We start from the raw sequence: 24,048 nt of genomic DNA, 5'->3' as shown, positions 1-24,048 counted from the left end.
AAATGGTTACTCCTCGATTGGTTGGAGCAATCGTATCGTCAAACGCTGCATGCGCACTGAATCAACTCAACTGGCCGCAGCACTGCTTGTACTTCTTCCCCGACCCACACGGGCAGGGATCGTTACGCCCCACCTTGGGCCCTTCGCGACGAACCGGACGAGCATCAGTTGGCAGCGCCGCAGCCGACATCGGCTCCCCTTCCCCATCCAGCTCAGGCGCATCATGGCGGCTGGCAGCTGCCGCCTTCTCGCGCTCCAGCGCTTCACGACGCTGACGCTCGAGTTCGTCGACTTCCTCCGGCCGGCGCACATGCACGTGGCTGGTGATACGAGTGATGTCGGCCTTGATATTGGTCAGCAGGGTCTGGAACAGCTCGAAGGACTCGCGCTTGTACTCCTGCTTGGGGTTCTTCTGAGCATAGCCGCGCAGGTGGATACCGCGACGCAGGTGGTCCATCGACTGCAGATGTTCCTTCCAGCGTGTGTCGAGAACCTGCAGCATGATCTGCTTCTCGAAGCGACGTATCAGCTCGACACCCGCCGTATCGATCTTCTCCTGGTAGATCTTGCGATGCATCTCGTGCAGGCGCTCGCGTAGCTGCTCCTCGTGGAACCGCTCGTCCGCAGCGGACCACTCGACCACCGGGGCCTCGAGATTGAACTCGGTCTTGAGGTGCTCCTGCAAGCCGGCCAGGTCCCACTGCTCCGGCAGGCTCTGCGGAGGTACGAACTCACTGATGGCAAGATCGAGTACCTCGTTGCGAATACCCAGGATGTTCTCCGAGACATCCTCGGCGGCCAGGATCTCGTTACGTTGCTCGTAGATCACGCGGCGTTGGTCGTTGGCCACGTCGTCATACTCGAGCAGCTGCTTACGAATGTCGAAGTTGCGACTCTCGACCTTCTTCTGCGCGCGCTCCACGGCATTGGTGACCATCTTGTGCTCGATGGCCTCGCCACGCTCGAGCCCCAGCGCCTTCATCATGCGCTGTACGCGATCGGAGCCGAACAGGCGCATCAGGCTGTCTTCCATGGAGAGGAAGAAGCGCGTCGAGCCCGGGTCGCCCTGGCGGCCGGCGCGACCGCGAAGCTGGTTGTCGATACGCCGCGACTCGTGGCGCTCGGAGCCGATCACGTGCAGGCCACCGGCCTGAAGCACCGCTTCGTGACGCCCCCGCCACTCCTCACGCAGCTTCTCGATCTGCTCTTCGGTAGGATTCTCGAGCTTGGCCGCTTCGGCCTCCCAGTTGCCGCCCAACACGATGTCGGTACCACGGCCAGCCATATTGGTAGCAATGGTGACGGCGCCAGGACGCCCGGCCTGGGCGATGATCTCGGCCTCGCTCTGGTGCTGCTTGGCGTTGAGCACGTTGAAAGCGAGCCCTGCCTGTTTCATCAAGCCTGCCAAATACTCGGAGGTCTCGATGGAAGCGGTACCCACCAGCACCGGACGACCGGCTTCGGTTTCAGCCTTGACGTCGTTGATGATCGCTTCGTACTTCTCTTCCGCCGTGAGATAGACAAGGTCGTTGAGATCGCGCCGAACCAGTGCCCGGTTGGTCGGGATGACAATCACGTCCAGGCCATAGATCTGACGGAACTCGAAGGCCTCGGTATCGGCGGTACCGGTCATGCCGGCCAGTTTGTCATAGAGGCGGAAGTAATTCTGGAAGGTGGTCGAGGCCAGCGTCTGGCTCTCGCGCTGGACCGGCACATTCTCCTTGGCCTCCACCGCCTGGTGCAGCCCCTCCGACCAGCGCCGCCCCGGCATGGTACGGCCGGTATGCTCATCGACGATGACGACCTGATTGTTGGCGACGATATAGTCGACGTCGCGATGGTAGAGGTGGCGCGCACGCAGCGCCGAGTGCATGTGGTGAAGCAGGTTGAGGTTCTGGGCGGCATAGAGCGAGTCATCCTCGCCCAGCAGCCCCTCGGCACGCATCAACTCCTCGACCTTGTTGTGGCCGGCCTCGGTGATCTCGACCTGCTTGTGCTTCTCTTCGAGCAGGAAGTCGCCCTCGACCGGGGCATCGGCATCCTCGGAGACCTCGCCTTTTTCCAGTTGGGCTGCCAGGCGGTCTACCACCTTGTAGAGCTCGGTGTTCTCGTCCACGGCGCCGGAGATGATCAGCGGCGTACGCGCCTCGTCGATCAGGATCGAGTCCACCTCATCGACGATGGCGAAGCTGAGGCCACGCTGGACCTTGTCTTCCAGCGAGAAGGCCATGTTGTCGCGCAGGTAATCGAAGCCGTACTCGTTGTTGGTGCCGTAGGTGATGTCGCAAGCGTAGGCGGCTCGCTTCTCTTCGGCGGTCTGGCCGGCGTAGATGATGCCCACGGTGAGACCCAGGAATTCGTACAGCGGGCGCATCCACTCGGCGTCGCGGCGCGCCAGATAGTCGTTCACGGTTACCACGTGAACACCGTTGCCTGGCAAGGCATTGAGGTAGACCGCCAGCGTCGCCACCAGTGTCTTGCCCTCGCCGGTCTTCATCTCGGCAATGCGTCCGCGGTGAAGGGTCATGCCCCCCACCATCTGCACATCGAAGTGGCGCATGCCCATGACACGCTTGCCGGCCTCGCGCACCGTGGCAAATGCCTCCGGCAGCAGGGTATCGAGGCTCTCGCCACTCTTCAGGCGCTCGCGGAACTCTTCGGTACGGGACTGGAGTGCGGCGTCGTCGAGTACTTCGAACTGCGGTTCCAGCGCATTGATCTGCACCACCTGGCGCTGCATGCGCTTGACTTCACGGTCGTTCTTGGAGCCGACGACCTTGCGTAACAATGTATTGATCATGAAATGTCCGTTTTTGCGTATCGCGGTCAGCCGGCGCTATGCAAGGCTGGCAGGAGGCCAGCCGTCACCAGCAACATTCGAGGGTAACGAGAGAGCGATACGCACACGGCGGGCCACGGCGAGTCTGTACATCATGGGCGGCAACCCAACGGTGTTGCGGTGCCGGGCGCGGAGGAGCGGCGCGCCGCGCCGGATACGTCGGCCGGCGTGGCGGCCAGTGGGGCAAGGCACGCCGGCGGGCCACGTAGCGACAGCGGGCACGCATCAGGGTCGGGGCGAGGATGCAGGTCTGCACCACCCGCTCGGCCAGGCGCAGCGTCTCCGCCTGGGTCAAGCCAGCCGGCAACAGGCAGCCCACCAGCAGCCCTGCCAGCCACCAGCGCGAGCGCTGTCGACAGCGCGTCACCGCAGCCGATGGGCTGGTGACGCTACGATCCTGTGGCTGGGCGGCGGTCATGCTGTCGGTGATCTCCTAGCGTGCTAGGCTTGGCGTGTTGGTACGGACGAGAAACAAGCCCATGAGTATAAAGGTTAAGCGCTCGCGAGCCCAGCCCATGTCTCGCCTGCTGGGGGGCAAGGGGGAACTGGCGCCGCTGATGCGCACGGCGAAGCTGATCGCCCAGGCCCAGGAGCATCTGCGCGAGCACTTGCCGGAAGAAGTGCGTGGGCATCTCTTCGTCGGCGGTTTTCGCGACGGCAAGCTGACCCTGCTCACCGACCGTGCCGTGTGGCTGACCTGGCTGCGCTATGAACAGCCGCGGCTACTCGAACTGCTTCACCGTCTGCCGGAATTCGCCGCCGTCACCGGCTTCAGCCTCAAGGTACGCCCCGTGCGCCCGCTCAAGGTACCGCTGCGCCAGGTGCGTACACTACCGGCGCCGGCCGCCGACGAGATCTCCGCCTGTGCCGCCGACGTCGACGATCCGCGACTCAAGCGCGCCCTGGAACGGCTTGCTTCCCACGCGGAGCGCCGCGACTAGCGCTGCCTGCCCAGCCGGCAATCAAGCCAGCCGGTAGGTGATGCCATCCACCTCGACTTCCTTGATATCGCCGTAGGAAACGGTAACACCGTTGATGTCGCCGGGTGCTCCTTCGTGTTCCAGTAGCGTCGTCTCGGGCACCACCTTAACGCCCGTTGCGCCCACATGCTGCACTCGCGCCGAGAAGCGCTTGCCTTCACGTTCGATCACCAACCGCTCTCCGAACATGCAGCGCCCCACCTGGGCCAGCAGCTCCGCTTCGTCTACCTGTTTTACGGTCATGGCTTCCTCCTTGAACTGAAACCGGTGCGGTGCGTCCCGGCAAAGCATGAGCTTGCCGCTTTCCCTTCACTGTAGGAGATTACCGCCAGCTACGACATCTCCCGCCACCGCTGGAGAGAAGCCATCCTGCGGCGCTATGCTAACGATCAACCCTGCCCTTTCATCGACATGCGGTAAATCCATGGCGCTCAGCAAGACCCAGTCCAGTTTCTATCGTCGCCTCTATCTGGCACACCTGATCGAGTGCGGCATCGCCAGCGTTCCGGCGATTGTCACAGCCACCGGCATGCCCCGGCGTACCGCCCAGGATACGCTCAAGGCGCTCGAGGAGCTGGATGTGCGCTGCGAGTTTCGCCCCGCTCCAGGCGAGCGCCACAACAGCGGGCGGTACGAAATCCTCGACTGGGGTCCGATAAGCCGAACGTGGGTCGCACAGCACGCCGAGCGTCTACGCCGCGCCCTGGATTATCCCGAGCCGACATGATGCGGCGTGGCTCGAGCCTGCGGCTGTTGCTGGCCTTGCCGCTCCTGCTGGCCGGCTGTGCCGGGCCGGTGCTGCAAACGCCGGGGCCCGCCAGCAGCGTGCCCCAACTGACGCCCTACCAGGTCATTGCCAACGACGGCTATCGCCTGCCGCTGCGTCACTGGCCCGCCGTTGACGAAGCCAGGGCCGTGGTGTTGGCAGTACACGGCTTCAACGATCATGCAGGAAGCTTTGAGATCTTGGCCGAGGCCCTTACCGGCCATGGTATCGAGGTCTACGCTCATGACCAACGCGGTTTCGGCACCACTGATCAGCGGCGCCTGTGGCCAGGCCACGAGCGTCTGCGTGACGACATCGTCATGCTTGCCGAACTGCTGCGCGAACGCCATCACGACACGCCGCTCTACGTCGTCGGCAAGAGCATGGGAGCCGCGATAACGCTGCTCGCCATGACCGCCGATGAGCCGCCCCCGGTGGATGGCAGCGTGCTGATCGCCCCCGCGGTGTGGGGTCCGCAAACCATGCCGTGGTATCAGCGAGCAGGGCTGTGGCTCGGCGTACGCCTTATGCCCCAGACCACGTTTTCGATACGCACCACCCGTCGCCTGGGCATAGAGCCCACCGACGACGAGGAGATCAAGCGCCAGTTGGCTGGCGACCCGCTGATTCTGCGCAGCGCTCGGATCGATACATTGGCCGGCCTGACCCGGGCCATGGGGCAGGCGCTCGAAGCCATCGAGAAGCTACCCTCGCCCGCCCTGGTACTTTACGGCGGCGCAGACCAAGTGATTCCCACGGAAGCCTATTGCGCCCTGCTGGAACGCCTGCCGGGCGACGAGGCCATACGCCTGGCGTTCTACCCCGGTGGCTATCACATGCTCACCCGCTACAGCCAACGCGAACGCACCGAACGGGATCTTGTCGCCTGGCTCCTCGACCCCACCGCCGAGCTGCCCTCGGGCTTCGAGGTGGCTCGCGAGATCCCGCTGGCGATGCTATGCCATCAATGACGCGGCAGAGTGGTCAGACTATGCGACGACATCTGCTGAAAACAAAAAAGCGGCGAGCGAAGGCCCGCCGCAAGACACCGATCAGTCACACTGACCGAGAGAGATGCCTGGTAGTCATCAGATCTCGAAGCCGAGACCGAACTCCTCCGCTGACAGCGCCATCAGCGGCTCGGCGCCGGCCTGAATGCACTGAGCATGGGTACGGGTACGCGGCAACAGGCGCTGGAAGTAGAAGCGCGCCGTCTTGACCTTGGCCTCGTAGAAAGCCGCCTCTCCGCTGCCCGCCGAAAGAGCTTCACGAGCCTGCTTGGCGGCCCTGGCAAAGAGGTAGGCAAGCGTCACGTAGCCGGAGTACATCAGGTAGTCGACGCTGGCCGCTCCCACTTCCTCGCGGTCGCTCATCGCCTTCATACCGATGCCCATGGTCAGCTCGCCCCACTCGGCATTGAGCTTGGCCAGCGGCGCGACGAACTCGGCCAGCTCGGCATTGCCCTCTTCTGACTTGCAGAACTTGTGGATCTCCTTGGTGAAGACCTTGAGGCTCTCGCCCTGGCTCATCAGCACCTTGCGACCCAGCAGGTCGAGGGCCTGGATACCGGTGGTGCCTTCGTAGAGACGCGTGATACGCGAATCGCGCACCAGTTGCTCCATGCCCCACTCCTGGATGAAACCGTGCCCACCGAAGACCTGCACGCCCTCGTTGGTGGCCTCGAAGCCCACTTCGGTAAGGAACGCCTTGACGACCGGGGTCAGCAGACTCAGCAGGGTCTCGGCATGCTCACGTTCCGCCGCATCCTGGCCGTGCTCGACGATATCCAGCATCTGGGCGGTGTACAGCACCAGCATCCGACCGCCTTCGGCAAAAGCCTTCTGGGTCAGCAGCATGCGCCGTACGTCAGGATGCACGATGATCGGATCGGCAGGCTTCTCGGGAGCCTGGGGGCCGGAGAGCGCACGCATCTGCAGGCGGTCGCGAGCATAGGCCAGCGCATTCTGGAAGCTCGCCTCGGTCAGGCCCAGCCCCTGGATGCCTACACCCAGGCGCGCAGCGTTCATCATGGTGAACATGCAGGCCAACCCCTTGTTGGGCGGGCCGACGAGGTAGCCACGGGCGGCATCGAAGTTCATCACGCAGGTGGCGTTGCCGTGGATGCCCATCTTGTGCTCGAGGGAGCCGCAGCTCACACCGTTGCGCTCGCCGGGGTTGCCCTCGGCGTCGGGCAGGAACTTGGGCACCACGAACAGCGAAATGCCCTTGGAGCCTTCGGGGGCATCCGGCAGCTTGGCCAGTACCAAGTGCACGATATTCTCGGCCAGGTCGTGCTCACCGGCGGAGATGAAGATCTTGGTGCCGGTAATGTCGTAGCCGCCATCGGCAGTGGGCACCGCACGAGTCTTGATCAGGCCCAGGTCGGTGCCGCAGTGCGGTTCGGTGAGGCACATGGTGCCGGTCCACACGCCTTCTACCAGCTTGGTGAGGTAGGTGGCCTGCTGCTCCTCGGTGCCATGGTGGCGCAGGGCATCGGCGGCACCGTGAGACAGCCCGGGATACATGCCCCACGCCAGGTTGGTGGCACAAATCATCTCGGAGAGCACCATGGCCAGCGAGTGCGGCAGGCCCTGGCCGCCATGGGCGGGGTCCGCTGCCAGGCTAGGCCAGCCGCCTTCGACATACTGCTGATAGGCTTCCCTGAAGCCCTTGGGAGCCTTGACTTCGCCCCCCTCCAGCAGACAGCCCTCCTGGTCACCGCTCTGGTTCAACGGCAGCAGCACCTCACGCGTAAAGCGCGCGCCCTCCTCGAGGATGGCGGCCACCACGTCGGGACTGGCCTCTTCACCGCCCGGCAGACGAGCGTAGTGAGCGGGATAATCCAGCATCTCGTCCATCACGAAGCGAAGGTCGCGCAGGGGGGCCTGATAATCGGGCATCTCTACTCTCCACAGAAGGTCGCCATGAAAGGTCGCCTGAGGTTGGGCGCAAGGAAGCAGCGGCAGCCGCTTTCAAACATGTGTTTGAAACTAGCCTCCCTGCCGCTCTCAGTCAAGCGCTCGTTTGAAGTTAGTGGAAAACCAATCTGCCACTTTAGTCGCACCAGGCGCCGCCAAGCCAAGAACCAGCGCCGCCAAACCAGAAGCCCGCCTGGGCAGGCGGGCAAACTCTATCAGGATAGTAGAACCGGTGTTGCCTACTGCATACGAATGCCGCCATCCAGGCGAACCACCTCACCGTTGAGCATAACGTTGGTGATGATCTGCTCGGCCAGGCGAGCAAATTCGTCGGGGCGTCCAAGCCGCTTGGGAAACGGTACCGAGGCGGCCAGTGCCTTGGCGGCCTCGTCGGGAATCTCGCTCATCATCGGTGTTTCGAATACGCCGGGCGCGATCGCCATCACGCGAATGCCATGCCGCGACAGCTCCCGTGCCGCCGGCAGGCTCATGCCCACCACGCCGGCCTTGGAGGCGCTGTAGGCACACTGCCCCACCTGGCCGTCGAAGGCAGCAACGGAGGCGGTGTTGACGATCACCCCACGCTCGCCGTCCGCACTGGGAGCGTTCTTCACCATGGCAGCGGCCGCCAGGCGCATCACGTTGAAGGTACCCACCAGGTTGATCTGCACGGTGCGCGTATAGGCCCCTAGATCGGCCGGGTTGCCTTCACGATCTACCAGCTTGGCCACGCTGACCACACCGGCACAGTGGACCACGCCGGCAAGGCCGCTTTCGCCGCCCAACGCGACGGCAGCATCCACCGCCGCCTGCATGTCCTCGGCTGAGGTCACGTCGCCGCGCAGTGCGCGGGCGGCCTCGCCCAGCTTCTCGGCATGAGCCTCGACGGTATCGCTCAGGTCACACAGCACCACCCGACCGCCTTCGGCAACGAGGCGCTCGGCGGTGGCCGCCCCCAGTCCGGAGGCGGCGCCGGTGATAAGAAAGGTACGGTCCTTCACTTGCATATCGAATTCCTGAGTTTGGATGTATGAGGTGGAAAGTGGCCCCCGGCCCCGGCGCCTCTCGCTTCAGGTAACTGTAACTGCACCTGTCATCTTGCAGCACCGGCCTCGGCCTTTTCAGCGGCATCGGCGCGCAGCTTGAAGCGCTGGATCTTTCCGCTGGGCGTCTTGGGCAAGGTGTCGACGAACTCGATCACCCGTGGGAAGGCATGGGTGGAAAGGCGTTCGCGTACGCGCTGGCGGATCTCCTCGGCCAGCTCGTCGCTCGCCTCGAAGCCTTCTCGCAGCACGATGTAGGATTTGATGATCTCACCACGAATCTCGTCGGGCTGGCCCACCGCGGCGGATTCAGCCACTGCCGGATGGGTCATTACGGTATTTTCGACGTCGGTGGGGCCTACCCGGTATCCCGCGGTGGTAATGATGTCGTCGTCGCGACCGGCGAACTGGAAGGTGCCGTCCTCGTTGCGTATCACTACGTCACCGGTGAGGTAGTAGCCCTTGGCGAAGGGGTGTTTCTCCTGCCAGGTGTAGCCAGCGAAGAAGTGGGCCGGCGAACGCTCGATATCCACCGCCAGCACGCCCGGTTCCCCCGGTGGCAACTCGTTGTATTCGGCATCGAGAATGGCCAGGCGATAGCCCGGCATCGGCACGCCCATGGCGCCGACGTGCTTGGGGTGCTCCAGCGCGTGATGGTTACAGCAGGTCATCCCGGTCTCGGTCTGGCCATAGTGGTCCATGACAGGGCAGCCCAGCGAGCGCTCGACCCAGGTCACCACCTCGGTGTTGAGCGGTTCGCCGGCGGAGCTGGCCACGCGCAGTTCAAGCTTTTCGTGGGCATCATCGAACAGCCCCGACGCCTTCATCAGACGGTAGGCGGTGGGCGCAGCGGCGAAATTGGTGATGCGATGGCGCTGCATGAACGCCAGCGCCCCTTCGGCGCTGAACCCCGCCTCGCAGAAATGCGTAGTCACGCCCAGCAGCAGCGGCCCGGCAATGGCGTAGTAAAGCCCGTAGGCCCAGCCCGGGTCGGCCATGTTCCAGAAACGATCGCTCTCGCGCAGGTCGATGGCCAGCTCCATGTAGAGCGCGAAGGCCGGCATGCCGGAGAGCGGCACCGCCACGCCCTTGGGCTTGCCCACGGTGCCGGAGGTGAACATCTGCAGGAAGGGCGCCTCCGGCGAGAGCCGCGGCGGATTAGCCTCGATGGGCGTATGACCCATCGCCTCCTGCCAGTCTAGGTCGCCGTCGTGCCCTTCGCTCGGGCCACCCACCGCCAGTACCGGCGGGCATTGGGAGAGGCCATCGAACTTGAAGCGGTTTGCGTGATCGGTGATCACCAGCTTGGTGTCGGCGCGACCCAGGCGGTAGTCGACCGCATCGGGTCCGAAGGCAGTGAAGAGCGGCTGATAGACCGCGCCGATGCGCCAGGTGGCAAGCACTGCCACCAGCAGTTCGGGCGAGCGCGGCAGCATGCAGGCGATGCGATCGCCCACGCCCAGGCCGCGCTCGGCGAACCAGCCGGCGAGCCGGGCACTGCGGGCCTCCAGTTCGGCGTAAGTAAGTCGGTTGACGTTGCCCTGGGTGTCCTCATGGATCAGCGCCAGCACCTCGCCACGCCCGGCACGCAGATGGCGGCCACAGCAGGACTCGAAGGCGTTGAGCTTGCCGTCGCCACGATCATCGAGCCGGGCGATGACCTCGTCGATGGAGAAAGCCTGATAACAGGCGGAGTATTCTGGAAGGGATTGCGTGCTCATTGGCTGCCCTCTCGTGCTGGATTGTGCTTGTTGTTGAAGCGCCGCCTCGACTTTGGCGCACCACCGAGGCTGGTTCGCGTTCATGCTCTTCAGGCTGAATCTTTTTACTTAGATGCCGTTGACGTAAGCGTCAACCTAGCAAGCGCTTGGTACAAGCTAGAAGCAAAGCGGGAGCGGAGCAACCCCCGAGGCGGAGGTAGTGGGCTATACCTTGGTCGACCACTCGGGCCGGGAGTGAGTGGAAGGGGCAATCATGGCAACCAGTTCATGGGCCAGGTCCTCCGGCTTGCGCGGCCCTTCGGGATCGTACCAGCGCACCGTCCAGTTCAGCGCACCCATGACGAAGCGTGACACCAGGAAGCGATCGCCATGGATAAGTCCGGCTGCCAAGGCCTCGTCGATGACCCGCTCCCATAGCTCCTCGTAGGCATCGCGCAGATGACTCAAGTGGTCGCGCGCCGCCGCATCCAGCCGCCGCCACTCGTAAAGCGCAACGACATGCGCATTGCGGTCGGTCAGCAGCGTTTCCAGATGCGCCCGGGCCATGGCATGAAGGCGCTCGCTAGCCGAGTCGCCGCAATCTTCCAGGGCCTGGCGAGCCAACGTCAGGGCATTCTGCGTGCCCTCCTCGATGACTGCTGCCAGGATTTCCTGCTTGTCGCGAAAATGGTGGAACAGGCTGCCGGACTTGATGCCCATCTCCTGGGCAAGCATGCGCACCGTCGTGCGGTCGAACCCTTCCTGGACGAACAACTGCGCGGCCAGACGGGTCAATTCCTTGCGGCGTGGGGACTCGTTAACGACATTCATCGGGTTTACACTAGCGCTTGCTTGGTTGATCTTGAGAAAACCACAGCGGCGCTGACAGGTCAACGCGCCATGCCGCTGAAAAACGTTGAATGAGGCGGTCGCCACACCCCATCAGGACCGGTTCGGACGATCACAACCATAACGGATGATTCAACAGGAGAGCGCCACCATGAGCAGCCCCAACGATATCGTTTTTCTCTCCGCCGCCCGCACGCCCATGGGCGGCATGCTCGGTAGCCTGTCAAGCCTCACTGCGCCTGAGCTTGCCGCTACGGCCATACGTGCCGCCATCGAACGTGCCGGTATCGAAGCCGGCGCCATCGACGAAGGCATCATGGGTTGCGTGCTGCCGGGTGGCGTCAAGCAAGGCCCTGCCCGCCAGGCCATGCGCCAGGCCGGCATTCCCGACGGCATCGGTGCCACCACCATCAACAAGCTGTGCGGTTCAGGCATGAAGGCCGCCATGCTGGCCCATGATCTGATCCGCGCCGGCAGCGGCGAGGTGATGCTGGCGGGCGGCATGGAGTCGATGTCCAACGCTCCCCACGTGCTGACCAAGGCGCGCACCGGCTATCGCTTGGGCCACGGCGAGCTGAAGGATCACATGTTCCTCGACGGGCTTGAAGACGCCGAGACCGGCAAGCTGATGGGGGTATTCGCCCAGGATGTCGCCAGCGAGCGCGGCTATTCACGCGAACGCCTGGACGATTTCGCCATCGCCTCGCTGGAGCGGGCCATGGACGCCACCAATGCCGGCCATCTCAACGCCGAGATGGCCCCGGTCACCGTCACCAGCCGCCAGGGCGAGAGTGTGGTCGAGCACGACGAGCAGCCGTTCCAGGCCAAGCTCGACAAGATTCGCCAGCTACGTCCCGCCTTCGCCAAGGACGGGACCATCACCGCGGCCAACTCCAGCTCCATCTCCGACGGGGCCTCGGCGCTGATCCTGGCCAGCCAGGCGGCTGCCGACAGGCTTGGCAGCAAGCCGCTGGCGCGCATGCTGGGCCACAGCACCCACTCGCAGCATCCCAGCGAGTTCACCATCGCCCCGGTCGGTGCCATCGACAAGCTGATGAAAAAGCTCGGCTGGAGCGTCGCCGACGTCGACCTGTTCGAGATCAACGAGGCCTTCGCCGTAGTCACCCTGTTGGCCATGGACGGGCTCGACATCCCTCACGACAAGGTCAACGTCTTCGGCGGCGCCTGCGCTCAGGGTCACCCTATCGGTTCCACCGGTTCGCGCATCATCGCTACCCTGATCCACGCCCTGCGCACCAAGGGCGGCAAACGCGGCATCGCCAGCCTGTGCATCGGCGGCGGCGAAGCCACTGCGGTAGCGGTTGAATTGATCAACTGATCGGGCTGTAGAGTCAATAAACGCCCGCTTCGACACCGAAGCGGGCGTTTTCATGAACGAGGTACCGAGAGCCGATCGAGGCGCAGCCTCTCACGGGAGTCGAACAACCGGCGGCTGCCCACGGCAACCGCTGCCAGGGTGCCGAAGCCTGTGCCCAGCGTGATCGCGAACATGATCAGGATCTGGTACTTCACCGCCAGGCCCGGCGCGGTACCGGCGAGTATCTGGCCGGTCATCATGCCCGGCAGGCTGACCACCCCGGCGGCGGCCATGGCGTTGATCATCGGCATCAGCCCGCTGCGCATCGCCTCGCGACGAATGTCACCGATCGCCACCTGCCACGGCTCTCCGAGCATCAGCCGGTTCTCGATCACACCGCGCTGACGCCAGGCGCTATCGGTCAGCCGATCCAGCGCCAGGGCCACTCCGGTCATGGTGTTGCCTAGCAGCATGCCCAGCAGAGGAATCGCGTACTGGGGGCGATACCAGGGCTCGGGGCCGATGACCACGGTCAAGGTCAGCACGGCGACGGTGAATGAGGAGAGAAACATCGATAGCGTGCCGATGCCGAAGGCCCAGCCACCCAGCAGCCGACGCTTCTGCCGCGCCATTACCTCGCGCCCGGCGATCAACAGCATCGCCAACGCCATCAGCACCACCCACACCAGTCGCTCGGCGGCGAACAGCGCCTCCAGTACCAGGCCAACCAATGCTAGCTGAATGACGGTACGCAGCGCGGCAACCAGCAGGCTGCGGCTCATGCCCAGCCGCATCGCAGCGGTACAGCCGGCCAGCACCACGACCATCACTGCTGCCAGCGCCAGCTGCCACCAGGAGAGTTCGATCACGCCCATGCGACGTCCGCCTCTTCCAGCCGCCCGCTCGCGACCCGCCAGTGACGGCTGGCCACCCGGGCAATCTGCCCCCGGTCATGGGCAACCCATAGCGTCGGCCAGCCGCGCGCTCGAATACGCTCCGTCAGCCAGGCTTCCACCCGCTCGCTGGTCGCGTCATCCAGATTGGCGGTAGGCTCGTCGAGCAGCAACACTCGCGGTTCGCGGCTGACGGCCCGCAACAGACCCAGGCGCTGCTTCTCGCCGGTGGAGAGCCGTCCTATCTGCCAGGCCAGGGCCTCGGGCTCCAGCCCCAATGCTTCCAGCTCTGCAGCTTCCGGTTCATCGGCGAAGTGCTCAGCCACCGTCTCCGCCCACCAATGACTCTCGGCCGCCACCAGCATCACCTGGCGCCGCCAGGCGTGGCCGGGGGTCAGCGCCTGGGCATTGTCACCCAGCCAAATCTCTCCTTCATGGGGCTCGAGATCGGCCACGGCACGCAGCAGCCGGCTCTTGCCCGAACCGCTGGCGCCGGACAGACAGACGATCTCACCGGGTGCGATGGCAAGGCTCACCTCGGCCAGCTCGCCGATGGCAACGTTATCGAGTCGCAGATGCTCACGTGACAAGGGCGCCTCCCCGCTGCGTGGAAAAGAAGCTACAGTGGCGCGAACCCGTCGAACTGGCAAGTCGAGACACTCGTCATCAGGTTTGAGCATATATGGGAATCCATATATCATGACAGCCATAGCATTCCGCAAGCTTGGCCTGCGGCAGCCTGTTGACCCCTTTGGGACATTGCAATGACAGCACATCAGGACACCCAAGCGCCTTCGCCAACCGAAGGCATGGGCCTGTTCGAACGCTATCTCTCCGTGTGGGTGGCACTGGCCATCGTTGCTGGCGTGCTCCTCGGTCAGTTCGTCCCGGCGGTACCCGACACCCTCTCGCGCTTCGAAGTCGCCCAAGTATCGATACCGGTGGCGATCCTGATCTGGGCGATGATCTTCCCCATGATGGCGCAGATCGACTTTTCCGCCGTGCTCGGCGTGCGCCGCCAGCCCAAGGGACTCGTCATCACTACTACGGTGAACTGGCTGATCAAGCCTTTCACCATGTTCGCCATCGCCTGGTTCTTCCTGATGGTGCTGTTCAGACCTTTCATTCCCGAGGAGCTGGCCAGCCAGTACCTGGCCGGCGCCATCCTGCTCGGCGCCGCACCCTGCACCGCCATGGTCTTCGTGTGGAGCTACCTGACCCGAGGGGATGCCGCCTACACCCTGGTGCAAGTGGCGCTCAACGACCTGATCATGCTGTTCGCCTTCGCTCCCATCGTGGTGCTGCTGCTTGGCATCTCCAACATCCAGGTACCCTGGGATACCGTGGCGCTATCGGTCTTCCTCTATATCGTCATCCCGCTGGCTGCAGGCTACCTGACGAGACGTACCCTGATCGCCCGCCACGGCATCGAATGGTACGACAACGTCTTCATGAAGCGAGTCGGGCCGATCACGCCCATCGGCCTGATCATCACCCTGGTGCTGCTGTTCGCCTTTCAGGGCGACGTCATACTCAACAACCCGCTGCATATCGTGCTGATCGCCATACCGCTGATCATCCAGACCGTGCTGATCTTCTTCATCGCCTACGGCTGGGCCAAGGCGTGGAAAGTACCGCACAACGTGGCCGCCCCCGGGGCGATGATCGGCGCCAGCAACTTCTTCGAGCTGGCCGTGGCCGCCGCCATCGCCCTCTTCGGCCTGCAGTCCGGCGCGGCACTGGCCACGGTGGTGGGCGTGCTGGTGGAAGTGCCGCTGATGCTGGCCCTGGTACGCATCGCCAACAACACTCGCCACCATTTCCCCGCCGTCGGTGAAGCCAGGGGCTGAGTCGCAGCCATGAAACGCAGGTGCGACTAGCCGAAGCGCCCGCTTGCCTTGTCGCCCCGACGAGGCGACGATCAGGCAATGAACGACACTACCTTTTGGCAGCGCCAAGCGCTTACCGTCATCGTACTGGCCCAGCTCTGCGGCACGTCGCTGTGGTTCTCCGTCAACGGTGTCGGCCTGTCGCTCGCGCGCGATCTCGGCTTCACCGAGGTCGAACTCGGCCGGCTGACGCTGGCCGTGCAGGCAGGCTTCATCTGCGGCACCCTGTTCATCGCCACCACCGGCCTGGCCGATCGCTTCCGCGCCAGCCGCATCTTCGCCGCCTCGTGTCTGCTGGGGGCGCTGGTCAACGCCAGTTTCGTGCTGGTGGCCGCCCAGTTTCCACTGGCCGTACTGCTGCGCTTCGCTACCGGGCTGTGCCTGGCCGGCATCTATCCGCTGGGCATGAAGCTGGTGATCGGCTGGACGCCCAAGCACACCGGGGCCGCGCTCTCCTGGCTGGTAGGCATGTTGACCCTGGGCACTGCCCTGCCGCATCTATTGCGGGGAAGCACCCTGGGTATGCCTTGGGAGTGGCCGCTGCTGGGCGCCTCGCTGCTGGCCCTGCTGGGTGGCGCCATGGTCCACGCCCTTGGCGACGGCCCTCACCTGCCGCCGCCAGCTGGCAGGGTACGCCTGGCCGAGGGCCTAGCGGCCCTGGGGGAGAGGCGCTTTCGGGCCGTGGCCGGCGGGTATTTCGGGCACTGCTGGGAGCTCTATGCTTTCTGGATGCTCACGCCGTTCCTGGTCTATCGCGAAATCGAACGGCTGGCCGCCTCCACCAATCTGGTGGCCTGGCTCTCCTTCGGCATCATTGCGCTGGGGCTGGCGGGCTGTGTCGGCGGCGGCCTGGTGAGCCGACACTTGGGCAGTCTATGGGTGGCCCGTTGGGCGCTGACGGCTTCCGGTGCGATCTGCCTGGCCTACCCGCTGCTGGCCTGGGCGCCGCCCGGTTTACTGCTGATTTTGTTGGCTTTCTGGGGATTGACGGTGATCGCCGACTCACCACAGTTCTCCGCGCTGGCTGCCGCGACGGCACCGCGTGAACGCGTCGGCTCGACCCTGGCTGTGATGAACGCCGTAGGTTTCGCCCTGACGATTCCCGCCATTTCGCTGACGACGTCGCTATGGTCCATGCAGGGCACCTGGGTGCTGTGGTGGCTTCTGCCGGGACCGGTTCTTGGACTGTGGGCTTTACGCAGGCTGGCCAATCCAGCTAGCCCGGCGCCAGCACCGCTACGACAGGAGTAAGACCGGGGGCTGCCAGCTAACTACCGCTCAACAGAGCGCGGCACGCCGCTCCGGGCGGTTGCCCATGCCCTGCAGGCGCGCCTGCAGGGCATCCAGGCGAGAGGTCTCGCCCGCTTCGGCGGCATCGAGTGTGGTCACTACCCAAGGGGCCAGACCATCGGCCAGCCGATAGTAGACCCACTGCCCATCACGGCGATCCTGCAACAGCCCACATTCGCGCAGTTGCGCAAGATGGCGTGACACCTTCGGCTGGGACTGCTCCAGCGCATGGGTCATTTCACAAACACAGAGCTCACCTTCGCGCTGAATAAGCAGCGTTACCAGCAAGCGTGTCTCGTCGGCAAGACATTTGAAGAGTCGAACGGGATCCAGCTCGGGCACCAGCAAGTCTCCAGCGGCATGGACGGCTCCCATTCTAGCGAAGTGGCAACCTGCACGTGCGAGAGAATCAACCCAGCTTGCGCAATTTGGCATCCACCCACAGCTGTAGCCGTCCGCGGATCTCCCGCAGCGTCTTGCGGTATGCGGATGAATCATCGCTGAGGCGGGGGTCGGGAATGTCCCAGAAGACGACCTCACCGGCCTGCCCCTGCCATTCCCGGCAAGCCTGCTGGGCTTTTTCGCATAGGACGATGACCGAATCGAAATGCTCCCCTGCATAGCGCTCCAGCGGCTCGCTGGCCAACCCATCGGTGTCGATACCCAAATGATGCAGCGCTTCCAAGGTAAGCTCATGCGGCCGGTCGGGCTCGACCCCGGCACTGAAAGCGGCGATACGCTCGCCTTCGATGTGGTTGAGCAGTGCTTCGGCCATCAGCGACCGGGCGGAGTTGGCATTGCAGAGAAAGAGAACCCGATACTGTTTCACTGTACTCACCTCGCCTTGATCAGCCAAAGCGCCCGGTAATGTAGTCGTGGGTGCGCTGCTCGCGCGGGTTGGTGAAGATGTCGTCGGTATCTCCCATTTCGACCAGATCCCCCAGGTGAAAGAATGCGGTCTTGTGGGCCACCCGTGCCGCCTGTTGCATGTTGTGAGTCACCATTACGATCGTGTAGCTCTCGCTCAGCTCGTCAATGAGCTGCTCGATCTTGCCCGTGGCGATGGGGTCAAGCGCTGAGCACGGCTCGTCCATCAGGATCACCTCGGGGCTCACGGCGATGGTGCGTGCGATGCACAGGCGCTGCTGCTGTCCACCGGAGAGACTGGTACCGGGCTCGTTGAGGCGATCCTTCACCTCATCCCACAGTCCGGCGCGACGCAAGCTGCTTTCGACGATGTCGTCGAGTTCGGCACGGCGCCTGGCCAGCCCGTGCAACCGCGGGCCGTAGGCAATGTTTTCGTAGATCGACTTGGGAAAAGGGTTCGGTTTCTGGAACACGATACCCACCTGGGCACGCAACAGCACCACATCGAGAGAGGGGTCATAGATATCGTTACCGTCCAGGGTCATCTGTCCCTCGATGCGGGTCCCAGCGATGGTGTCGTTCATGCGGTTGAAGCAACGCAGGAAAGTGGACTTGCCGCAGCCCGAGGGACCGATGAAAGCAACCACCTCATTCTCGAGAATATCGATGTCGATGCCGTGAAGAGCCTCGTTCTCGCCATAGAACACCTTCACACCTCGAGCGCTCATCTTCACGTTTCGGCTTTGCGAGGCCCGCTTGTTCATTGCCATGGGCACGGTGACGGATACAGTCATGGTTACCACCTCGTCTCGAATTTCTTGCGCAGCCAGATGGCCGTCGCATTGAGGCTCAGCATCAGGCCCAGCAGCACGATAATGGCTGCCGAGGTGCGCGCCTCGAAGAAGTTGCGGAGTTCGTTGCCCTGCCACAGGTAGATCTGTACCGGTAGCGCCGTCGCCTGATCCACGGGCGAGCTGGGCACGTTGGCCACGAAGGCGTTCATGCCGATCAGCAGCAGTGGCGCCGTTTCACCCAGCGCCTGGGCCACACCGAGGATCGAGCCGGTGAGAATCCCCGGCAGCGCCAACGGCAGCACGTGATGGAAGACTGTCTGCACGCGGGACGCGCCGATGCCCAGCGCCGCCTGGCGGATCGATGGCGGAATCGAGCGCAGCGCCGCACGCGTGGCAATGATAATGGTGGGCAACGTCATCAGGGTAAGCACCAGACCGCCTACCAGAGGAGCGGAAAGCGGTAGACGCAGGTAGCCGATGAAGATCGCCGCCCCCAGCAGGCCGAAGATGATCGAGGGCACCGCGGCCAGGTTGTTGATATTGATCTCGATGAGATCGGTCAAGCGATTCTTGGGCGCGAACTCCTCTAGATAGATGGCACTGGCCACCCCCAGCGGCACCGACAACGCGATGACGATCAGCATCATGAACAGCGAGCCCATGAAGGCACCGGCCAGACCCGCCGAGGCCGGCGAGCTACGTGAATCGGTGTTGAGGAACAGTGCCGTGCTGAAGCTGTTGCGGATGATGCCCTGCTCTTTCAGATGGTCCGCCCATTCACGAGTCTGGGCGCTTAGCTGCTGCCGACTGTCGGCCAGATTACGATCGATGTTGCCCTTCAACCAGACATCCACGTTGGCACTGGCGAGCATTTTTACCCCAATGGTCTGGCCGATCAGCCCCGGATTCTCCATGACGCGATCACGCAGGGCGAAGCGTTCGCCGCTTGCCACCAGGGCTCGCAGGTCGCGGGCTTGGCGCGACTCGATCTCGCCAGGAAGGTGCGCTTTCAACGCCTCGTCGATCAAGCCATTCCAGTTGACCATGCCAAGCTGGTTCAACCAGGCAAGCTCGCGCTCGCGGAACTGCGCCGGGCTCTCTCCCGCCTCGCGCACCGGCCGATCATCCACCTGGATGACCTCAGGGTCGAGGTAGACGTCGAGGTAGAGCGTAGCCTGCCAGAAGGCCGGCAGTCCCCGTGACAGGATACTGGTGAACAGGATCGCCACCAGCACCAGGCCAGTGACCACAGCAGCCAGCCCCATCAACCTGAAGCGACGCTCCCGGGCATGGCGGGCATTCAGCGAACGCTGAATGGTATCTAGCCGCTTGCGGCGTCTGGTATCGGCAATGTCGAAGTTGGTAGCGGTCACTTGGGCGTCACTCATATTGCTGACGGTATTTACGCACCACGACCAGGGCGATGACATTGAGCCCCAGGGTGATGACGAAGAGCGTGAGGCCAAGGGCAAAGGCCACCAGCGATTGCGGGCTGGAGAAGTCCATGTCGCCGGTCAGCTGATTGACGATGGTCACGGTGATGGTGGAGATCGCCTCGAGGGGGTTGGCATGCAGCACCGGATTGTTGCCGGCAGCCAGTACCACGATCATGGTCTCGCCGATGGCGCGGCTGGCGGCCAGCAGGAAGGCCCCGACGATGCCCGGCAACGCAGCGGGAAGCACCACCTGGCGAATCATCTCCGACTTGGTGGCACCCAGTCCCAGCGCGCCATCACGCAGCGACTTGGGCACCTGGGTGATGATGTCATCGGACAGCGAGGAGACGAAGGGAATGATCATGATCCCCATCACCAGGCCCGCTGTCAGGGCGCTGGTAGTGCGTATGTTGATACCTATCAGATCGCCAAGCCCCGACAGGAAGGGACCGATCACGATCAAGGCGAAGAAGCCATACACGATGGTCGGTATGCCTGCCAGAACCTCGATGATCGGCTTGGCCACGTTGCGCAGCCACGGTGGAGCGTACTCCGCCATGTAGATGGCCGTCATCAGGCCCAGCGGAATCGCCACCAGCAGCGCGATCGCGCTGACCATGAGCGTGCCCCACAGCAGCGGCAACAGTCCGAACTGCCCCTGCCCGCCGGTGCCGGAGGTACTGAAACGAGGATTCCACACGGTACCGAGGAAGAATTCCGCAGGGCTCACGAAGCGGAAGAAGTTGATAGCCTCACCAATCAGCGACAGCACGATCCCCACAGTCGTCAGGATGGCTACGCCGGAACTCAACGCCAGCAGCGCCGTGATCACCCGCTCGATATGGTTGCGCGCCCGAAGCGGCGGCGAAATCCGTCGCCGCGCAGTCGTCAGTCCAACGACGGCCAGCACAGCCATGACCGCGATCATGGCCAACCGCCCCATGCTATCGAGGCGAGACATCTGCTGGGCGGCGGCAACCTCGTATGCCTGGACCTCGCCGGACAACCCCTGCCCCGAGGCCAGCGCGCCGATGCGGCGCATCAGCACCTGCATTTCGCGCTCGCTCAGGCCAGCCAGCTCGGAGGGCAACTGGTGAATGACCAGCATCTCGATGATGGCATCCTGAAGTACGAGCCAGACACCAAAAAGCAGCAGTGCCGGCAGCCCGCACCACAGGGCAACCAGCACGCCGTAATATCCGGGGCGGGAGTGCAGCCGCACCCCACCGTTTGCCACCGCTCTGCTGCGCGCAAGCCCGACCTGGTAGGCCAGGGCCATCACTATCAGCACGGTCGCGATCAAGACAAGATTCATCGCTTCTCCATCTTGCGCTCTTGCATCCGGGCCGGGGAGCGCCGGTTGCGCCCCCCGTGGTATTGCGCTTGTCTTACTCGACGGTAACGACAGTGCGCGCCTGGAACTGCTCCAGCGCTTCGGCACGCTCGTCGTCGTCCATTGGGATCAGGCCCGCGTCCTCGAGTGGGCTGCCGTAGCCGGAAATGGCTTCGCTGAGGAAAAACTCGGTGTACTCAGCCAGGCCAGGCACCATGTCGAGATGCTCGCCCTTGACGTAGAAGAACAGCGGCCGTGACACCGGATACTCGCCGGAACCGATGGTCTCCAGACTCGGCGTAACGCCATCTACGGTGGCCACCTGCAGGCGATCACGGTTCTGGTCGTAGAAGCTCAGCCCGAACACACCCACGGCATCGGCTTGAGCATCGAGGCGAGCCAGGGTCTCGGTATAGTCTCCGGCGATCTCGATGATGCGGCCGTCGCCACGCAGGTTGTTGCAGGCATCGCCCTCGACCTCGGCGTAGCTGTCGCAGCCTGCGTGCAGCACCTTCTCCTCGAAGACTTCGCGGGTACCGTGATTGGAGGCCGGAATGACCAAGATGATCTCCTGATCCGGCAGACTGCTGTCGATCTCGGACCAGCGGGTGTAGGGATTGGCGACCAGTTGGCCGTCCTGCGGAATCTGTGCCGCCGCTGCCGCAAACACATGTTGCGGGGTCAGGGCGAATTCGTCGCGGTCGGCACGTGAGGCAAAGACGATGCCGTCATAGCCGAACATCACTTCGAGGATTTCGTTGACGCCGCCGGAGGCGCAGTTCTCGAGCTCGCCGGAGCGAATGGCGCGCGAGGAGTTGGCAATGTCGATGGTGTTCTCGCCCGCGCCCTGGCAGAACTGGCGCAGACCGCCGCCGGAACCGCCGGAGCCGACCACCGGGGTGTTGAACTGCGGGAAGGAGGCACCGAACTCCTCGGCAACGATACTGGCAAAGGGCAGCACAGTGGAGGAACCGGCGATCTGAATGGTATCGCGGGCCTGGGCGGCGGTCGACAGACCGACGGCGAGGGAAGCGGCGATCGCCATGCTCAGTGTGCTCTTCTTGAAGCTCATCTTCACTATCCTCTCTGCGTTTTGATCCGGCAGACCCACGGCCTGGCGGTGTCGTGTTGGCTCATGGCCATTCGCAGGAGTGATTCTGCGGCGACTTGATTGCAGAAAGATGACAAGTGAACGGAACGTAACTCTCTGTCTAAAGCAGCAACCCCAGCGCCGCCAGCGTGCACAGTGAGAGCGAGGCGCCCTGCAGCCGGCGGCGGTCCAGGCGGTGGGCGATGCGATCGGCCAGGGCGTTACCGGCCAGTACCGCCGGCAGGAAGGTGAGCGCAAGCCCCAGGTGCCACAGGCGCACCTGGCCGGCCAGCGCCAGGGTGGCCAGCGTCAGGCTGGAGGTGATGATGAAGAAGGCGGAGAGATTGCCACGCAGGCGGTCCGGCGACAGGCCATGCATCAGCAGCACCATCGGCGGCCCACCGATGGCGGCCACCGTGCCGAAGATGCCCGACATCACCCCGGCGCCGAACAGGCTCATACGGTTGACCGGCAGGCGAAAGCTAAACAGCGTCACCGCCACGGCAAACAGCACGCTGAAGGCGATCAGCTTCTCCAGCAGCACCATGGGGGCGGAAAGCAGCAGCCAGAGCCCCAGGCCGTTGCCAGGCAGGCGCCCGATCAGCGCGAAGCCGATCTCGCCGAGACGGACCTCATGGCGATAGTGGCGCACCGTCATCAACGATACGGTGAATCCGAACAGCACCAGGATCACCGGCACCAGGCGCGGCTCCAGCATCAGCAGCAGCGGCGCACCGACCACCGCCAGGCCGAAGCCGGTGGCGCGCTGCACGAAGGCGCCCAAGGCGAGCACCAGCGCGCAGCCGAGCCAGGTCATCGGCGTCATGTCGAGCCAATGCAGGAAAGTGTCAGGCATGCACGGGGCGCCCGGCCAAGCGTGAGAGCATGACGTTGCCGAACAGTACGGCTACCAGCATGGTCGCCACCATCGGCCACAGGCTCTCGATCTCGAAGGCTCCGACCATGACGCCGGCCAGCGCCGCCGAGCCGAACTTGGCCGCCCCCATCAACGCCGTGGCCGTGGCGCTCATATGGCCGAAGCGGTCCAGCAGCAAGGCCATCGCATTGGGCGTGATCAGACCGACCATGCTGGAATAGAGCATCACCAGCACCACCACCATCGACAGCGACGCCAGCCCGGCCATGACAGCGGCCACCAGGCCCACTACCGCCACCAGCTGCACGGCGAGGCCTAGAGTGAGATTCTGCAGCGGCGTGCGCGTATGCAACAGGTGGATATTGAGACGGTTGGAGAGCGCGATGAAGACAACGTTGGCACCCAGCACGAAAGGATAGGTGGCCGGGGTGAGGCCGAAATACTCCATGTAGACGTAGGGCGAGGCGGTGACGAAGGCGAACAGGCCGCCGAAGGAAGCCGCCACTGCGCAGATATAGCCCAGCCCCTCGCGGTGGCGCAGCACGCTGGCATAGTTGGCCAGCACCTGTGGAAATGACGCCGTGGGCTGGTTCGGGTCACGGGTCTCGGGTAACCGGGTGGACATCAACCACAGCAGGAACAGTGCATAACCGGCCAGGAAGATGAAGATCGACCGCCAGTCGGCCAGATGCAACAGCCCGCTACCTACCAGGGGCGCCACCAGCGGAGCCAGCATCATGATCATGGCCATGGTGGACATCACGCTCGCCGCCTGCCTGCCACTGAAGCAGTCGCGTACGATGGCCGCCGAATTGACCACACAGGCCCCTCCCCCCAGCGCCTGAACGAAGCGCCAGGCCAGCAGTTCCGTGAGCGAACCGACCGTGGCCAGCATCAGGCTGGCAAGCAGGAACACCACCAGCCCGGAGAGCAGGACCGGCTTGCGTCCCAGCCGGTCGGATACCGGCCCGAACAGCAGTTGACCGATGGCGAAACCGGCCATGAACACGCTGATGGAGAGCTCGGTATGGTGGATGCTGGCCTGGATACTGTCGGCCAATGCCGCCATGGCGGGCAGATAGGCATCGATGGCAAAGGGGGCCAGAGCCGTGTTGATGGCCACCAGCAATGCCACGCGTCGAGGGGAAAGGGTCAAGGCAGCTCCC

At 63.9% G+C, this 24,048-nt stretch carries 23 protein-coding genes; 6 read left to right on the top strand and 17 right to left on the bottom strand.

All coding sequences use genetic code 11. From position 1 onward, the window contains the following. Window positions 1–61: 61 nt before the first annotated feature. Together secA and SPH52_RS04570 are read right to left on the bottom strand one after the other, a co-directional pair. Entirely contained in the window at window positions 62–2,800 is a 2,739-nt protein-coding gene (gene secA / locus SPH52_RS04575) for a preprotein translocase subunit SecA (protein ID WP_411793811.1), read from the bottom strand. 64 nt (window positions 2,801–2,864) lie between these two features. Next, window positions 2,865–3,257 (bottom strand): hypothetical protein, encoded by a 393-nt coding sequence (locus SPH52_RS04570; RefSeq protein ID WP_411793810.1) that lies wholly within the window; start codon window positions 3,255–3,257, stop codon window positions 2,865–2,867. Between the two features lie 61 nt (window positions 3,258–3,318). Here SPH52_RS04570 and SPH52_RS04565 point away from each other — a divergent pair, with 61 nt between their 5' ends. Continuing rightward, entirely contained in the window at window positions 3,319–3,780 is a 462-nt protein-coding gene (locus SPH52_RS04565; protein WP_411793809.1) for a DUF721 domain-containing protein, read from the top strand. Window positions 3,781–3,801: 21 nt separating this feature from the next. Here the strand turns inward: SPH52_RS04565 and SPH52_RS04560 are convergent, their stop codons facing one another. Next, window positions 3,802–4,062 carry a hypothetical protein gene (locus tag SPH52_RS04560; protein ID WP_411793808.1) on the bottom strand — a complete coding sequence of 87 codons (261 nt, stop codon included), beginning with the start codon at window positions 4,060–4,062 and terminating at the stop codon, window positions 3,802–3,804. A gap of 181 nt (window positions 4,063–4,243) precedes the next feature. Here SPH52_RS04560 and SPH52_RS04555 point away from each other — a divergent pair, with 181 nt between their 5' ends. Continuing rightward, entirely contained in the window at window positions 4,244–4,546 is a 303-nt protein-coding gene (locus SPH52_RS04555; protein ID WP_411793807.1) for a winged helix-turn-helix domain-containing protein, read from the top strand. Further along, window positions 4,543–5,556 carry a lysophospholipase gene (locus tag SPH52_RS04550; protein ID WP_411793806.1) on the top strand — a complete coding sequence of 338 codons (1,014 nt, stop codon included), beginning with the start codon at window positions 4,543–4,545 and terminating at the stop codon, window positions 5,554–5,556. The genes SPH52_RS04555 and SPH52_RS04550 overlap by 4 nt, the downstream gene beginning before the upstream one ends. Window positions 5,557–5,673: 117 nt before the next feature. On the opposite strand, the gene SPH52_RS04545 is transcribed toward SPH52_RS04550, so the two are convergent. The 4 genes from SPH52_RS04545 to SPH52_RS04530 all read right to left on the bottom strand — a co-directional run bounded on the left by SPH52_RS04545 (window position 5,674) and on the right by SPH52_RS04530 (window position 11,077). Next, window positions 5,674–7,485: an acyl-CoA dehydrogenase C-terminal domain-containing protein gene (locus SPH52_RS04545; RefSeq protein ID WP_411793805.1), complete on the bottom strand. Its 1,812-nt coding sequence runs from the start codon at window positions 7,483–7,485 to the stop codon at window positions 5,674–5,676. Window positions 7,486–7,742: 257 nt separating this feature from the next. After that, on the bottom strand, window positions 7,743–8,510 hold the full coding sequence (locus tag SPH52_RS04540) for an SDR family NAD(P)-dependent oxidoreductase (protein WP_411793804.1): 768 nt from the start codon (window positions 8,508–8,510) through the stop codon (window positions 7,743–7,745). Between the two features lie 86 nt (window positions 8,511–8,596). Beyond that, on the bottom strand, window positions 8,597–10,267 hold the full coding sequence (locus SPH52_RS04535; RefSeq protein WP_411793803.1) for an AMP-binding protein: 1,671 nt from the start codon (window positions 10,265–10,267) through the stop codon (window positions 8,597–8,599). Window positions 10,268–10,471: 204 nt separating this feature from the next. Beyond that, the gene (locus tag SPH52_RS04530; RefSeq protein ID WP_411793802.1) at window positions 10,472–11,077 is read right to left on the bottom strand and encodes a TetR/AcrR family transcriptional regulator; all 606 of its coding nucleotides are present in this window, start codon (window positions 11,075–11,077) and stop codon (window positions 10,472–10,474) included. Window positions 11,078–11,246: 169 nt separating this feature from the next. Here SPH52_RS04530 and SPH52_RS04525 point away from each other — a divergent pair, with 169 nt between their 5' ends. After that, window positions 11,247–12,434 carry an acetyl-CoA C-acyltransferase gene (locus SPH52_RS04525; protein ID WP_411793801.1) on the top strand — a complete coding sequence of 396 codons (1,188 nt, stop codon included), beginning with the start codon at window positions 11,247–11,249 and terminating at the stop codon, window positions 12,432–12,434. Between the two features lie 50 nt (window positions 12,435–12,484). Here the strand turns inward: SPH52_RS04525 and SPH52_RS04520 are convergent, their stop codons facing one another. Then, window positions 12,485–13,288: an ABC transporter permease gene (locus SPH52_RS04520; RefSeq protein ID WP_411793800.1), complete on the bottom strand. Its 804-nt coding sequence runs from the start codon at window positions 13,286–13,288 to the stop codon at window positions 12,485–12,487. Continuing rightward, window positions 13,279–13,896, bottom strand: a complete 618-nt coding sequence (locus SPH52_RS04515) for an ATP-binding cassette domain-containing protein (RefSeq protein ID WP_411793799.1) — start codon at window positions 13,894–13,896, stop codon at window positions 13,279–13,281. The genes SPH52_RS04520 and SPH52_RS04515 overlap by 10 nt, the downstream gene beginning before the upstream one ends. Before the next feature lie 174 nt (window positions 13,897–14,070). Here SPH52_RS04515 and arsB point away from each other — a divergent pair, with 174 nt between their 5' ends. Together arsB and SPH52_RS04505 are read left to right on the top strand one after the other, a co-directional pair. After that, entirely contained in the window at window positions 14,071–15,156 is a 1,086-nt protein-coding gene (arsB, locus tag SPH52_RS04510; RefSeq protein WP_411793798.1) for an ACR3 family arsenite efflux transporter, read from the top strand. Window positions 15,157–15,234: 78 nt separating this feature from the next. Further along, a complete protein-coding gene (locus tag SPH52_RS04505; RefSeq protein ID WP_411793797.1) occupies window positions 15,235–16,446 on the top strand; it encodes an MFS transporter in 1,212 nt (403 codons plus the stop codon). A gap of 27 nt (window positions 16,447–16,473) precedes the next feature. Here the strand turns inward: SPH52_RS04505 and SPH52_RS04500 are convergent, their stop codons facing one another. The 8 genes from SPH52_RS04500 to SPH52_RS04465 form a co-directional block, all read right to left on the bottom strand. Further along, window positions 16,474–16,860, bottom strand: a complete 387-nt coding sequence (locus SPH52_RS04500; RefSeq protein ID WP_411793796.1) for a metalloregulator ArsR/SmtB family transcription factor — start codon at window positions 16,858–16,860, stop codon at window positions 16,474–16,476. 34 nt (window positions 16,861–16,894) lie between these two features. After that, entirely contained in the window at window positions 16,895–17,314 is a 420-nt protein-coding gene (locus tag SPH52_RS04495; protein ID WP_411793795.1) for an arsenate reductase ArsC, read from the bottom strand. A gap of 19 nt (window positions 17,315–17,333) precedes the next feature. After that, the gene (pstB, locus tag SPH52_RS04490) at window positions 17,334–18,122 is read right to left on the bottom strand and encodes a phosphate ABC transporter ATP-binding protein PstB (protein WP_411794102.1); all 789 of its coding nucleotides are present in this window, start codon (window positions 18,120–18,122) and stop codon (window positions 17,334–17,336) included. 26 nt (window positions 18,123–18,148) lie between these two features. Continuing rightward, window positions 18,149–19,534 carry a phosphate ABC transporter permease PstA gene (pstA, locus tag SPH52_RS04485; protein ID WP_411793794.1) on the bottom strand — a complete coding sequence of 462 codons (1,386 nt, stop codon included), beginning with the start codon at window positions 19,532–19,534 and terminating at the stop codon, window positions 18,149–18,151. Beyond that, entirely contained in the window at window positions 19,527–20,897 is a 1,371-nt protein-coding gene (pstC, locus tag SPH52_RS04480) for a phosphate ABC transporter permease subunit PstC (protein ID WP_411793793.1), read from the bottom strand. The genes pstA and pstC overlap by 8 nt, the downstream gene beginning before the upstream one ends. 73 nt (window positions 20,898–20,970) lie before the next feature. Next, window positions 20,971–21,987 carry a substrate-binding domain-containing protein gene (locus SPH52_RS04475; protein WP_411793792.1) on the bottom strand — a complete coding sequence of 339 codons (1,017 nt, stop codon included), beginning with the start codon at window positions 21,985–21,987 and terminating at the stop codon, window positions 20,971–20,973. A 139-nt stretch (window positions 21,988–22,126) separates the two neighbouring features. Next, on the bottom strand, window positions 22,127–22,861 hold the full coding sequence (locus SPH52_RS04470) for a sulfite exporter TauE/SafE family protein (protein ID WP_411793791.1): 735 nt from the start codon (window positions 22,859–22,861) through the stop codon (window positions 22,127–22,129). Then, the gene (locus SPH52_RS04465; protein ID WP_411793790.1) at window positions 22,854–24,038 is read right to left on the bottom strand and encodes a multidrug effflux MFS transporter; all 1,185 of its coding nucleotides are present in this window, start codon (window positions 24,036–24,038) and stop codon (window positions 22,854–22,856) included. The genes SPH52_RS04470 and SPH52_RS04465 overlap by 8 nt, the downstream gene beginning before the upstream one ends. Window positions 24,039–24,048 lie beyond the last annotated feature (10 nt).

It is taken from the genome of Halomonas sp. A29 (genome assembly GCF_046723295.1).
In the GTDB taxonomy this organism is placed as follows: Bacteria; Pseudomonadota; Gammaproteobacteria; order Pseudomonadales; family Halomonadaceae; genus Halomonas.
The sequence above is the reverse complement of the archived record's forward strand: the minus strand, read 5'-3'. Positions and strand labels throughout refer to the sequence as shown.

What these genes read in the sequence shown, in the direction of transcription:
- secA (WP_411793811.1), bottom strand. Translation starts at nt 2,800, where the DNA reads ATGATCAATACATTGTTACGCAAGGTCGTCGGCTCCAAGAACGACCGT.
- SPH52_RS04570 (WP_411793810.1), bottom strand. Translation starts at nt 3,257, where the DNA reads ATGACCGCCGCCCAGCCACAGGATCGTAGCGTCACCAGCCCATCGGCT.
- SPH52_RS04565 (WP_411793809.1), top strand. Translation starts at nt 3,319, where the DNA reads ATGAGTATAAAGGTTAAGCGCTCGCGAGCCCAGCCCATGTCTCGCCTG.
- SPH52_RS04560 (WP_411793808.1), bottom strand. Translation starts at nt 4,062, where the DNA reads ATGACCGTAAAACAGGTAGACGAAGCGGAGCTGCTGGCCCAGGTGGGG.
- SPH52_RS04555 (WP_411793807.1), top strand. Translation starts at nt 4,244, where the DNA reads ATGGCGCTCAGCAAGACCCAGTCCAGTTTCTATCGTCGCCTCTATCTG.
- SPH52_RS04550 (WP_411793806.1), top strand. Translation starts at nt 4,543, where the DNA reads ATGATGCGGCGTGGCTCGAGCCTGCGGCTGTTGCTGGCCTTGCCGCTC.
- SPH52_RS04545 (WP_411793805.1), bottom strand. Translation starts at nt 7,485, where the DNA reads ATGCCCGATTATCAGGCCCCCCTGCGCGACCTTCGCTTCGTGATGGAC.
- SPH52_RS04540 (WP_411793804.1), bottom strand. Translation starts at nt 8,510, where the DNA reads ATGCAAGTGAAGGACCGTACCTTTCTTATCACCGGCGCCGCCTCCGGA.
- SPH52_RS04535 (WP_411793803.1), bottom strand. Translation starts at nt 10,267, where the DNA reads ATGAGCACGCAATCCCTTCCAGAATACTCCGCCTGTTATCAGGCTTTC.
- SPH52_RS04530 (WP_411793802.1), bottom strand. Translation starts at nt 11,077, where the DNA reads ATGAATGTCGTTAACGAGTCCCCACGCCGCAAGGAATTGACCCGTCTG.
- SPH52_RS04525 (WP_411793801.1), top strand. Translation starts at nt 11,247, where the DNA reads ATGAGCAGCCCCAACGATATCGTTTTTCTCTCCGCCGCCCGCACGCCC.
- SPH52_RS04520 (WP_411793800.1), bottom strand. Translation starts at nt 13,288, where the DNA reads ATGGGCGTGATCGAACTCTCCTGGTGGCAGCTGGCGCTGGCAGCAGTG.
- arsB (WP_411793798.1), top strand. Translation starts at nt 14,071, where the DNA reads ATGACAGCACATCAGGACACCCAAGCGCCTTCGCCAACCGAAGGCATG.
- SPH52_RS04505 (WP_411793797.1), top strand. Translation starts at nt 15,235, where the DNA reads ATGAACGACACTACCTTTTGGCAGCGCCAAGCGCTTACCGTCATCGTA.
- SPH52_RS04500 (WP_411793796.1), bottom strand. Translation starts at nt 16,860, where the DNA reads ATGGGAGCCGTCCATGCCGCTGGAGACTTGCTGGTGCCCGAGCTGGAT.
- pstB (WP_411794102.1), bottom strand. Translation starts at nt 18,122, where the DNA reads ATGGCAATGAACAAGCGGGCCTCGCAAAGCCGAAACGTGAAGATGAGC.
- pstA (WP_411793794.1), bottom strand. Translation starts at nt 19,534, where the DNA reads ATGAGTGACGCCCAAGTGACCGCTACCAACTTCGACATTGCCGATACC.
- pstC (WP_411793793.1), bottom strand. Translation starts at nt 20,897, where the DNA reads ATGAATCTTGTCTTGATCGCGACCGTGCTGATAGTGATGGCCCTGGCC.
- SPH52_RS04475 (WP_411793792.1), bottom strand. Translation starts at nt 21,987, where the DNA reads ATGAGCTTCAAGAAGAGCACACTGAGCATGGCGATCGCCGCTTCCCTC.
- SPH52_RS04470 (WP_411793791.1), bottom strand. Translation starts at nt 22,861, where the DNA reads ATGCCTGACACTTTCCTGCATTGGCTCGACATGACGCCGATGACCTGG.